The sequence below is a fragment of the Rhizobium sp. BK316 genome, assembly GCF_014193695.1.
Lineage (GTDB): Bacteria > Pseudomonadota > Alphaproteobacteria > Rhizobiales > Rhizobiaceae > Rhizobium.
On sequence record NZ_JACHZR010000001.1, the window covers coordinates 1,868,667 to 1,880,493 of the forward strand.

Annotated in this window: 13 protein-coding genes; all 13 read left to right on the forward strand. The window is 61.3% G+C overall.

The features are described 5' to 3' along the window. Positions 1–189: 189 nt before the first annotated feature. Positions 190–1,812 (forward strand): cytochrome-c oxidase, cbb3-type subunit I, encoded by a 1,623-nt coding sequence (ccoN, locus tag FHT87_RS08465; RefSeq protein WP_183727163.1) that lies wholly within the window; start codon positions 190–192, stop codon positions 1,810–1,812. An 8-nt stretch (positions 1,813–1,820) separates the two neighbouring features. Beyond that, a complete protein-coding gene (ccoO, locus tag FHT87_RS08470; RefSeq protein WP_183727165.1) occupies positions 1,821–2,555 on the forward strand; it encodes a cytochrome-c oxidase, cbb3-type subunit II in 735 nt (244 codons plus the stop codon). Positions 2,556–2,563: 8 nt separating this feature from the next. Beyond that, a complete protein-coding gene (locus FHT87_RS08475) occupies positions 2,564–2,716 on the forward strand; it encodes a cbb3-type cytochrome c oxidase subunit 3 (protein ID WP_112546975.1) in 153 nt (50 codons plus the stop codon). A 1-nt stretch (position 2,717) separates the two neighbouring features. Continuing rightward, on the forward strand, positions 2,718–3,581 hold the full coding sequence (gene ccoP / locus FHT87_RS08480; RefSeq protein WP_183727167.1) for a cytochrome-c oxidase, cbb3-type subunit III: 864 nt from the start codon (positions 2,718–2,720) through the stop codon (positions 3,579–3,581). Between the two features lie 12 nt (positions 3,582–3,593). Next, on the forward strand, positions 3,594–3,779 hold the full coding sequence (locus FHT87_RS31175; protein WP_246698060.1) for a hypothetical protein: 186 nt from the start codon (positions 3,594–3,596) through the stop codon (positions 3,777–3,779). A gap of 262 nt (positions 3,780–4,041) precedes the next feature. Beyond that, the gene (ccoG, locus tag FHT87_RS08485; RefSeq protein WP_183727169.1) at positions 4,042–5,610 is read left to right on the forward strand and encodes a cytochrome c oxidase accessory protein CcoG; all 1,569 of its coding nucleotides are present in this window, start codon (positions 4,042–4,044) and stop codon (positions 5,608–5,610) included. Next, entirely contained in the window at positions 5,607–6,092 is a 486-nt protein-coding gene (locus FHT87_RS08490) for a FixH family protein (RefSeq protein ID WP_183727171.1), read from the forward strand. Before ccoG ends, FHT87_RS08490 begins: the two co-directional genes overlap by 4 nt. Beyond that, a complete protein-coding gene (locus tag FHT87_RS08495; protein ID WP_183727173.1) occupies positions 6,089–8,371 on the forward strand; it encodes a cation-translocating P-type ATPase in 2,283 nt (760 codons plus the stop codon). Before FHT87_RS08490 ends, FHT87_RS08495 begins: the two co-directional genes overlap by 4 nt. After that, the gene (ccoS, locus tag FHT87_RS08500; RefSeq protein ID WP_132658459.1) at positions 8,368–8,526 is read left to right on the forward strand and encodes a cbb3-type cytochrome oxidase assembly protein CcoS; all 159 of its coding nucleotides are present in this window, start codon (positions 8,368–8,370) and stop codon (positions 8,524–8,526) included. The genes FHT87_RS08495 and ccoS overlap by 4 nt, the downstream gene beginning before the upstream one ends. A 343-nt stretch (positions 8,527–8,869) precedes the next feature. Next, positions 8,870–9,607: a response regulator gene (locus tag FHT87_RS08505; protein WP_183727175.1), complete on the forward strand. Its 738-nt coding sequence runs from the start codon at positions 8,870–8,872 to the stop codon at positions 9,605–9,607. A 63-nt stretch (positions 9,608–9,670) separates the two neighbouring features. Then, positions 9,671–10,840, forward strand: a complete 1,170-nt coding sequence (gene ccmI / locus FHT87_RS08510; RefSeq protein WP_183800918.1) for a c-type cytochrome biogenesis protein CcmI — start codon at positions 9,671–9,673, stop codon at positions 10,838–10,840. Next, entirely contained in the window at positions 10,837–11,361 is a 525-nt protein-coding gene (ccmE, locus tag FHT87_RS08515) for a cytochrome c maturation protein CcmE (protein ID WP_183800921.1), read from the forward strand. Before ccmI ends, ccmE begins: the two co-directional genes overlap by 4 nt. Continuing rightward, positions 11,358–11,827: cytochrome c biogenesis protein CcsA (ccsA, locus tag FHT87_RS08520; protein ID WP_183800926.1), on the forward strand; the 470-nt coding region annotated here is incomplete at its 3' end. The genes ccmE and ccsA, both read left to right, overlap by 4 nt.

Here is an 11,827-nt window from a genome sequence, read left to right on the forward strand (position 1 = left end):
GGCGTTCGGTCACAGCGGAATGAGCGGACGGTGCCAAAAGGTAAGAAACTGTAACAGTCTGTAACAACGGGCAAAGCCCGGCCTTCGTTGACCTGGATCAAGGAATGGGTGAGCTCTCCATGACAGTCGTTTCTCAAAGTACGAGAAAGGCGATCGCTCTGTGGTCGTCTGCGCACTGGGGACGTCATCATGAACTATACTACGGAAACCATGGTGGTCGCCGTGGCAGCATTCCTGGCATTGCTTGGCGCTGCTTTCGCTCACGACCAACTATTTTCAATCCACATGGGGATATTGAGCTTTTGCCTTTTGGCAGGAACGCTGCTTCTCGTCAGAAAGGTGGATTTCTCGCCGGCGGGGCGCCTGAAGAAGGCCGATCCCTCGGGCTATTTCGACGAGGTGATTCGCTATGGCTTGATTGCCACCGTGTTCTGGGGCGTCGTCGGCTTCCTCGTCGGCGTTGTCATTGCGGCGCAGCTGGCCTACCCGGATCTCAATTTCGCTCCTTATCTGAACTTCGGCAGGCTCCGGCCCGTCCATACCTCCGCGGTCATCTTCGCCTTTGGCGGCAACGCGCTGATCATGACGTCCTTCTACGTCGTCCAACGCACTTGTCACGCGCGCCTGTTCGGCGGCAGCCTCGCCTGGTTCGTCTTCTGGGGCTACCAGCTGTTCATCGTCATGGCGGCGACCGGCTATGTCCTCGGCATCAACCAGGCGCGCGAATATGCCGAGCCTGAATGGTACGTGGATTTGTGGCTGACGATCGTCTGGGTCGCCTATCTCGCCGTCTTCCTCGGCACGATCCTGAAGCGCAAGGAACCACATATCTATGTGGCGAACTGGTTCTACCTGGGCTTCATCGTGACGATCGCGATGCTGCATGTCGTCAACAATCTCGCCGTGCCGGCTTCCTTCCTCGGCTCGAAGAGCTATTCGCTGTTTTCAGGCGTTCAGGACGCGCTGACACAGTGGTGGTATGGCCATAACGCCGTCGGCTTCTTCCTGACCGCCGGCTTTCTGGGGATGATGTATTATTTCGTGCCCAAGCAGGCCAATCGTCCCATCTATTCCTACCGGCTGTCGATCATCCACTTCTGGGCGCTGATCTTCATGTATATCTGGGCCGGGCCGCATCATCTGCACTATACCGCGCTCCCCGACTGGGCGCAGACGCTGGGCATGGTCTTCTCGGTCATGCTCTGGATGCCCTCCTGGGGCGGTATGATCAACGGCCTGATGACGCTCTCGGGCGCCTGGGACAAGATCCGCACCGATCCCATCATCCGCATGATGGTCGTCGCGATCGCCTTTTACGGCATGTCGACCTTCGAAGGCCCGATGATGTCGGTCAAGACCGTGAACTCGCTCAGCCACTATACCGAATGGACCATCGGTCACGTGCATTCGGGCGCGCTCGGCTGGGTCGGCATGATCACCTTCGGGGCGATCTACTACATGACGCCGAAGCTTTGGGGGCGCGAACGCCTCTACAGCCTGCGCATGGTCAACTGGCACTTCTGGCTCGCAACGCTCGGCATCGTCGTCTATGCGGCGGTCCTGTGGGTCGCCGGCATCCAGCAGGGCCTGATGTGGCGCGAATATAATTCCCAGGGCTTCCTCGTCTATTCCTTCGCCGAAACCGTGGCTGCGATGTTCCCCTATTACGTGCTGCGCACGCTTGGCGGCGGCCTCTACCTGGCCGGCGGCCTCGTGATGGCCTGGAACGTCTTCATGACCATCCGCGGCCATCTGCGCGATGAAGCCGAAATTCCTTCTGCCTATGTGCCGCAGGCACAGGCTGCCGAGTGAGGTGACACATGGCATCAATCCTGGACAAACATCAGATCCTCGAGAAAAACGCGACCCTGCTTCTGGTCGGCTCGCTGCTCGTGGTCAGCATCGGCGGTATCGTCGAGATCGCGCCGTTGTTCTACCTGCAGAATACGATCGAGAAGGTGGAGGGAATGCGTCCCTATACGCCGCTCGAACTGGCAGGCCGCAACATCTACATCCGCGAAGGCTGCTATCTCTGCCACAGCCAGATGATCAGGCCGTTCCGAGACGAGGTGGAGCGCTACGGTCATTATTCGCTGGCCGCAGAATCCATGTACGACCATCCCTTCCAATGGGGGTCGAAACGCACTGGTCCGGACCTGGCGCGCGTGGGCGCGCGCTACTCCAACGAGTGGCATGTCCAGCACCTGTCGAACCCGAGGGCAGTCGTGCCGGAATCGATCATGCCGAGCTATGCCTTCCTCAGCGCGCGCGAGGTCACCGTCAAGGATGTCGGCATGGACCTCAAGGCGAATGTGGATGTCGGCGTGCCCTACAGCGAAGACATGATCGCCAATGCCGAGGCGGACATGAAGGTGCAGGCCGACCCGAATGCCGATACGACCGCGCTTCTCGCGCGGTATCCCAAGGCCAAGGTTGGCGACTTCGACGGTGATCCTTCGAAGCTCACCGAGATGGACGCCCTGGTGGCCTATCTGCAGATGCTCGGCACGCTCGTCGACTTCTCGACCTATGACGACGCCACCGGCTACCGATGAGGGGAAACATGGAAACCTACACCGCAATGCGGCACTTCGCCGACAGCTGGGGCCTCCTGGCAATGACGGCCTTCTTCATCGGAGCAGTGATTTTTACGCTCCGTCCCGGCGGCAAGCAGGCTGCCAAGGACGCGGCCAACATTCCCCTGAAGGATGATTGAGATGTCGGAAAAACACATCGATGAAATCAGCGGCGTCGAGACGACCGGCCATGAATGGGACGGCATCCGTGAACTGAACAATCCAATGCCCCGGTGGTGGGTGTGGACTTTCTACGCGACGATTCTATGGGCGATCGGCTATGCCATCGCCTATCCGGCCATACCGATGATCACATCGGCCACGAAGGGCTATTTCGGCTTTTCCAGCCGTGCCGAGCTGCAGCAGGACCTTGACCTTGCCAAGGCGTCGCAGATGAAGTTCCACGACATGATCGCCGCCAAGACCGTGCAGGAAATCGACGCCGATCCCGGCCTTCGCGAATTCGCGATCGCCGGCGGCGCCTCCGCCTTCAAGGTCAACTGCGCTCCGTGCCACGGTTCGGGTGCAAGTGGCGGACCGGGTTTTCCCAACCTCAACGACGACGACTGGCTCTGGGGCGGCGACCTTGATTCCATCCAGACGACGATTGCTCACGGCATCCGCTTCGACGGTGATTCAGACACGCATGTTTCCGAAATGCCGGCCTTCGTCGACATGCTCGACAAGGATCAGATACGGCAGGTCGCAGCCTATGTCTGGAGCCTGACGAACAAGCCATCGGACGAAGCCCTGGTGGAACCCGGCAAGCAGCTGTTCATCGACAATTGTGCGGCTTGTCACGGCGAGGATGCCAAGGGCAAGCCGGATATGGGCGCGCCTGATCTTGCCGATGCCATCTGGCTTAAGGGCAGGGGTGAGGACGCCATCGCTCGCCAGGTCGCGGCTCCGAAGCATGGTGTCATGCCGGCCTGGTCCGTGCGCCTCGGAGACACCACCGTCAAGGAGCTCACCGTCTTCGTCCATGCGCTTGGCGGCGGCAAATGAGGGGCGGGCACGATGACGAACCATGATCATAATGCACTCCTTGAGCTCTACGGCACGCCACGCGCGGTGATCCACTCGCGTGTGTCGATACGTGCAAGGTCCGCCCCGCCGGCCTGTGAGCAGGAAGATCCCGCAAGGATCGGCAGTTCGATCGTAAGCTTGATCTGCCTCAAAGATCACAACCCGACGAGCCGCTAGACCTGCAGACGAGGACGTCCCAGCGGCTTCTCCCCGTTGTCCTCTACGGCCGTGCCCCCTCTCCCGGGCGCGGCCTTTCTCTTTGATCAAACGCAAAGAGCGACTGAACGCAATTGCCTATGCCTATCGATTGCCCGGCTCCTTCAGGGCTGCATCTCCTGCCCGGGCAGGGCCTTCCTCCTCGCGGACCACGTCTTGACATGAATCAAGGATCGCGTGTCGGAAACGGAGGAGAAGGGCAGTCACAAACCGGAATAGGCCCATGAACCTCTACACAGCCCCCGATCCCGAATCAGTGGAACGCGTCAACGCGGAGCCGGTCAACGCCCGCCGCAACCGTCAGCCGCTTTATGCGGCGCGCAAGAAGGTCTTTCCCAAACGGGTCGAAGGACATTTTCGCCGGTTCAAATGGATCGTGATGCTGATCACGCTGGCGATCTATTATCTTGCACCCTGGATCCGCTGGGATCGCGGACCCTATGCGCCGGATCAGGCGATCCTGATCGACCTGTCGTCGCGCCGTTTTTTCTTCTTCTTCATAGAGATCTGGCCTCAGGAATTCTACTATGTTGCCGGATTGCTGGTCATGGCGGGTTTCGGGCTGTTTCTGGTCACCTCGGCCGTCGGCCGTGCCTGGTGTGGTTATGCCTGTCCGCAGACGGTCTGGGTCGACCTCTTTCTCGTCGTCGAGCGTGCCATCGAAGGCGATCGCAATGCGAGGATGAAGCTCGACGCCGGACCGTGGACGTTCGACAAGCTCCGCAAGCGCCTGCTCAAGCATGCGATCTGGCTTGTCATCGGCGTCTTCACCGGCGGCGCTTGGGTGTTCTATTTCGCCGATGCGCCGACCCTCGTCAAAGGGCTCTTCACCGGGCAGGCTCCGGCTGTCGCTTATGCCACAGTGGCTATTCTGACATCGACCACCTACGTCTTCGGCGGGCTCCTGCGCGAACAGGTCTGCACCTATATGTGCCCCTGGCCGCGCATCCAGGGCGCCATGCTCGACGAGAACTCGCTGGTCGTGACCTATAATGACTGGCGCGGGGAACAGCGCTCGCGCCATGCCAAGAAGACGCAGGTGGAGGGACAGGCCGTCGGCGATTGTGTCGACTGCAATGCCTGCGTTGCGGTCTGTCCGATGGGCATCGATATCCGGGATGGCCAGCAGATGGAGTGCATCACCTGCGCGCTCTGCATCGATGCCTGCGACAACGTCATGGACAAGATCGGCAAGCCGCGCGGCCTGATCGCCTATGCGACGCTCAGCGAATATGCGAGCAATATGAACATCGCCACGGACGGGGGCAGGACATCCGTCCAGCCGGCACGCGTCAGAAATCCGGACGGTTCATTTATCGACGGCATTCGGCATTTCGACTGGCGCATCATCTTCCGGCCGCGCATCGTCTTCTATGCAACCGTCTGGACCTGCATCGGCATTGCCATGCTCGTGCACCTGTCGATGCGCGAACGGCTGGAGCTCAATGTCGTCCATGACCGCAATCCGCAATATGTGCTGGAAAGCGACGGATCGATCCGCAACGGATACACGCTGCGCGTCCTCAACATGGTTCCCAAACCGCGCACGATCGAACTGACCCTGTCGGGCATCGAGGGCGCAACGATGCGGATTCCTGAACTCGGCAAGGAGGAAGGACGTCGGTTCACGATCGACGCCGCGCCTGACGCTGCCACGACACTCAAGGTATTCGTCACCCGCAAGCCGACGGGCGATGCCGTCAACGAATTCCTCTTTTCGATCGAAGATGCCGACCATGCCGATCGCGCGGCCTATCGGGCTGCATTCAACGCCCCAGGAGATGTCAGATGAGCCCCCGTACGCAAGGATTTACCGGCACGCATATGCTGCTGACGACGGGTGCATTTTTCGGCGTCATTATCGCCGTCAACTTTACGATGGCCTGGTACGCCTCGTCGAGCTGGAGCGGGCTCGTGGTCGAAAACACCTATGTCGCCAGCCAGCAATTCAATGAGAAGGCGGCCGCCATGAAGGCGATGGCTGCTTCCGGGATCACCGGCAAGCTCTCGCTGAAGAGCGATGAAATCCACTACGATATCAGCAACAGGGACGGCTCGCCGGCCGCTGTCGACGACATCGTGGCCAATTTCAAACGGCCGGTCGGCGATCATGAGGATTTTCGCGTTGCCCTGACCAAACTCTCTGAAGGCCAGTTCGAGGCGGATCACGCGGTCGCGACGGGGGACTGGATCGTCGAGGTGACATCGCGCCGAAGCGGCGAAATCGTCATGCACGAGGCCGTGCGCATCGACACTGCGGAGTTTGGCCAATGACCTGCTGCACCATGAATGCCGACGGCGTGCTGGCGATGAGCACGACCTCCTTCAGCGCCGAGGAGATCGGCCTCGCCAGCCATGCGCTCGGCGGTGGCCTTCGTCAGCTCGATCTCAGCGTGCCCGACGTCCATTGCGGTGCCTGCATATCGACGATCGAGCGAGCCTTGTCGGCTTTGCCCTACGTGCGAAAGGCCAGAGTGAACCTCACCTCCAGGCGCGTGAGCTGCGTCTATGCCGAGGAGATGGATAACAAAACGGTCGATCCCACCGGCATTACCACCGCAATCAGCGCGACCGGATACAGGGTTCATCTCTTCGCGCCGCTTGCACCGGAAAACGACAAGACAAAAAACCAGCTTCTCCTTGCGGTCGGGGTTGCGGGCTTCGCCGCGGCAAACATCATGCTGCTGTCGGTATCCGTCTGGTCGGGCGCAGATGCCGCGACGCGTGACATGTTCCATTGGATCTCGGCAATGATCGCAGCCCCTGCGCTCATCTATTCGGGTCGGTTTTTCTTTCGATCAGCCTGGAATGCATTGAAGCGCGGACGCACGAACATGGATGTGCCGATCTCACTTGCCGTGACGCTCTCCTATGCCGTTTCGCTCTGGGAGACGATGCATCACGGCGAGCATGCCTGGTTCGATGCGACCGTATCGCTGCTGTTCTTTCTGCTGATCGGCCGCACCCTTGACCACATTATGCGCGAGAAGGCGCGCGCAGCGATCAACGGGCTGGCGCGGCTTGCCCCGCGAGGGGCGCTGGTGGTAGCGGCCGACGGATCGAGACGTTACGTGGCGATAGAGGAAATCGCCGTCGGTGACGAGATTGCCGTGGCGGCCGGCGACCGCATTCCGGTCGACGGTATCGTCGCCAGCGGCGAGAGTGATCTCGACCTGTCGATCGTGACCGGTGAGAGCAGTCCGGTCGCCGTCAAGCCCGGCACGGAAATCCATTCCGGGGCAATGAACCTGACAGGCTCGCTCACCGTGCGCGCAACCAAGCTCGCACGCAACTCGCTGCTTGCCGAGATCATCGGCCTCATGGAGGCCGCGGAAGGCGGACGGGCGCGCTATCGGCGGATCGCCGACAGGGCCGCGGCACTCTATTCGCCCGCCGTGCACCTGCTCGCTCTGGTGTCGTTTCTGGCTTGGGGGATCATCGGCGGCGACTGGAAGCAGGCGATGCTCGTCGGCGTCGCCGTGCTCATCATTACCTGCCCATGCGCTCTTGGGCTCGCCGTTCCGGTCGTGCAGGTCGTCGCAGCCGGCGAGCTTTTTCGCAGGGGCGTCATGGTCAAGGACGGTTCCGCGCTCGAGCGGCTTGCCGAGATCGATGCCGTTGCCTTCGACAAGACGGGGACGCTGACGCTTGGGCAACCGAGGCTCGTACGGACCGAGGCCGACAATATCGGGAGCATCGCGATCGCCGCGGGACTTGCTCAGCATTCCAGGCATCCGCTCTCGCGGTCGCTTGCCCGCCATGCTGATGTAGCCGAGCAATTCGAGCGCGTGGTGGAGGTCGCAGGTGGCGGTCTTGAAGCCTCGCGTGGGGATGTCGTCTACAGGCTCGGAAACGCATCCTTCTCCTGCGGCAAGGCCGAGACCGCGACATCAGACAGTCCGCTTTCCGAAGTCGTGCTTTCGGCAAACGGGGTGGCGCTGGCATGTTTCTTCTTCGATGATACGCTTCGTCCGGGAGCTGGCGAAGCGGTCACTGATCTGGAGTCGGCCGGCCTCCAGACGCTGATTTTTTCGGGGGACCGCCAATCCGTCGTCGACAGCACGGCACGCAGCCTTGGCGTCGATCGCGCCCTCGGCGCACTGACCCCGAAGCAGAAGGTGGAAGCTTGCGAAGCTTTGCGGGAGGAGGGGCGCCGCGTTCTGATGGTCGGCGACGGCATCAATGACGCGCCTGCGCTGGCCGCAGCCCATGTCTCGATGGCGCCATCCAGCGCTTCCGACATCGGGCGCCAGGCGGCCGACCTCGTCTTCTTCAACGAGAGGCTTGATGCAGTACCCGACGCGATTCGGATCGCCCGGCGCTCGGCTGCGCTCATCCGGCAGAATTTCGCGCTGGCGATCGGCTACAACATCCTTGCCGTGCCGATAGCGATCGCCGGCCTTGCGACCCCGCTGATCGCCGCCGTGGCGATGTCGACCTCTTCGATCATCGTCGTCACCAACGCCCTGCGTCTGAACGCCTTTACAGCGCGAAGCACTCCCCTGGCGGCTTCGCAGAGGCCGATCCGCAATCAGGAGGTCGAAGCCGCATGAACATGCTCATCTATCTGATCCCGATCGCGCTTTTCATGGGCGGCCTCGGGCTGGCGGCGTTCCTCTGGTCCCTGAAGAGCGGTCAGTATGACGATCTGGAGGGCGCTTCCTGGCGGGTGATTGCCGACGATGATTCCGATCCGACCGCTAAGTGATCGCGTCAGCCGGAAAAAAGATGCTCTTTCACCAATGAAAGGCTTTTACGGTCATACCATTCATGGGCTGAGCGAGGATGCTGCAGGATGACTTGCCGCCCTCGCACGGTGCGGGGTCTGCGTGAAGGGCTCAACGCTCAGCATCGAAAATGTCATTCTGCTGCACGAGGTCTGTTCGCGACGATCACGCAGCCTGCTATGCTGTCGGACGCTATCGTGATGAAGCCCACCAGGCGAGCCAGTCATCACAAGGTTTCTTTGGGAACTATCGTATAAGGCGCTGAGAGCGGTGGCGCTGGCCGGATTCCTGCGCTATCTCATTGGCAGGTCGAAAACGAGCTCAATGAGGACAATGGAACCGGACCGTATTCTGGTGGTCGATGACGACGCGCGGATCAGGCAGATGCTGGTGCGTTACTTCGAAGATAACGGATTTAAGGTGAACGCGGTCGCGAACGGCGCGGCGATGCGTTCCGAACTTGCCAAGAACTCATACGCGGCAATTTTTCTCGATCTGGTGCTCCCGAACGGCGAGAATGGTCTCGAGTTGCTTCGGGAGCTTCGAAGCACATCTGACGTGCCGGTTCTCATGCTGACCGGTCAGGACGATGTCACGGACAAGGTCGTCGGCCTCGAGATCGGCGCCGATGATTACATCGCCAAGCCCTTTCACCTGAGGGAGCTGCTGGCTCGTCTCAGGACAATTCTGCGACGCCGCACGTCCTCGGACGCCACCCGCGCCTCCAATGGAGAAGACGAAACGCTCGCCTTCGAAGGCTGGTGCCTCGATGTGTCTCGGAGACGATTGACCTCACCCCAGGGCGACGACGTTGCCTTGACGACGGGCGAGTTCGACATGCTGCTCGTGTTCGTGCGTAATCCCGGCCGCGTTCTTTCGCGCGACACCCTCATGGATCTGACGAGAAACCGCAATCTCGAAGCCTTCGATCGCGCAATCGACGCCCAGATCGTCCGTTTGCGCAAGAAGATAGAGGATGATCCGAAGAGCCCGGATCTCATCCAGTCGGTGCGCGGCGTCGGTTATGTCTTCACTGGGCGACCGGGACGAACACCGAAATAATTGATCCTTGTCAATGTCCGGTCCGCTGCTGCGGCTATGTGTTGAGCCATTATGGCTGCAACAATGACGATCTGGATTCTCTTCGCGCTGATGACGACCGCAGTGACTGCCATCCTGCTTCATCCACTTTCGACGGGCGGCCGCAAGGCGGCGAGCGCCAAAGCGGATGCCGGCAAGGTCTACCGCGACCAGCTTTTCGAACTCGACGAGGATATCGCCTCCGGACGCATCTCGCCGGACGAATACGAATTGGCTAAAGCAGAAACGGCGCGGCGTCTGTTCAAGGCTGTGGATAACCGCCGGCCGGCGCAGAGCGCGCAACGCTCCGGCAGATGGCTGAAGCACGGGATAGTCGCGTTCTTGCCCTTGCTCAGCATCGCTCTTTACATCTCGCTCGGTTCCCCCGACCTCCCCTCTCGTCCCTTGGCGGCAAGGCTTGCGGAGCCGGGCGAGGATCTCGCAATCCTGGTGAGGAAGATGGAAGATCACCTGGCCGGTCATCCCGAGGACGGGCGGCTATGGGACGTTATTGCCCCCGTTTACCTTAGGATGGGCCGGGTCGATGATGCGGCAAAGGCGTATCGAACCGCACTTCGCCTGGACGGAGCCAATGTCCCCCGCCTGGAAGGGCTGTCGGAAGCGCTCATGGCCACCTCAAATGGCATAGTGACGGCAGAGGTGCTCGATGAACTCAAGCAGATCCTCACGCTTGAGCCGAACAACCCGCGAGCGCGTTTTTATGTGGCGCTGAGCCTGGAGCAGGCTGGCCAGCCGGATGCGGCACGCAGCGCCTTCGAGGATCTGGCCAAGCAGTCGCCGGCCGACGCGCCGTGGCTGCCGCTGGTCAACGAGCATATCGCCAAAAACGGCGGCGCGGCGGTTGCACCGGCGGCCGAGCCTGCCGCACCACCGTCAGTTCCGGGCGGCCCGACGGCGGAGGATGTCGCTGCGGCCGAGACGTTGAGCAGCGGCGACCGTCAGCAGATGATCCGCACCATGGTGGAAAGCCTGGATGCCAAACTGTCTGCCGATCCCAACAATTTCGAGGGCTGGATGCGTCTCGTCCGCTCTTACGCCGTCTTGAACGACAAGGATCGCGCCGCGGATGCCCTGAAGCGCGGGCTCGCCGCCTTCCCGGCCTCCGGCGATCAGGGCAGGCAGTTGCTGGCTCTGGCTAGAGAACTCGGCATCGCCACGGAAGGCTCGGTGGCCACGGAAGGATCGGTGGAATGACGCGCAAGCAGAAACGCCTGGCGGTGATTGCCGGCGGCATGGGCTTCATCCTTGTCGCCGTGCTGCTCGTCATGTTCGCCTTCAGCCAGTCGGTCGCCTATTTCTACATGCCGGGCGATCTGGCCAACAACCCGGTGGCGCCCGGCACCCGCATCCGCCTCGGCGGCCTTGTCGGAGCGGGCAGCGTTGTGCGCGGCGAGGGTTCGGTGGTGCGCTTTGCGGTGACCGACCCGAGCGGTGAGATCGTCACTGTCCGCTACCAGGGCATCCTGCCGGACCTGTTTCGCGAAGGGCAGGGGGTGGTGACTGAAGGGACGTTCGAGACCGGCAGCAACGTCTTCACCGCCGATACCGTGCTGGCCAAGCATGACGAGACCTATATGCCGAAGGACGTGGCCGACAGGCTGAAGGCGCAAGGCCTGTGGGAAGAGGGCAAGGGAGCCGGACAAGGCGAGGCGACCAAGGGCGAGGCAGCAAAAGGCCAGGAGGCCCAGGCCCAGCAAACGAAGGCAACGCCATGATCATCGAGATCGGCCATTATGCGCTGGTTCTGGCGCTCGCAACGGCCATCGTCCTGTCGCTCGTGCCGGTGATCGGTGCCAGGCGCGGCGATCAGGCGATGATGGATGTGGCGCCACTTGGCTCCATCCTGCTCTTTGCCCTCGTCGCCTTCTCCTTCGGCGTCTTGACCTATGCCCATGTCGTCTCCGACTTCTCGGTTGAGAACGTCTGGGAGAACTCGCATTCGCTGGTGCCGCTGATCTACAAATATTCCGGCGTCTGGGGCAATCACGAGGGCTCGATGATGCTCTGGCTCTTGATCCTGTCGCTGTTCAGCGCATTGGTGGCGATCTTCGGCCGCAATCTGCCCGATAGGCTGAAGGCCAATGTGCTCTCCGTCCAGGCCTGGATCTCGGTCGCCTTCATCCTCTTCATCCTCTTGACCTCCAATCCCTTCGTCCGCCTTGATCCGGCGCCTGCCGAGGG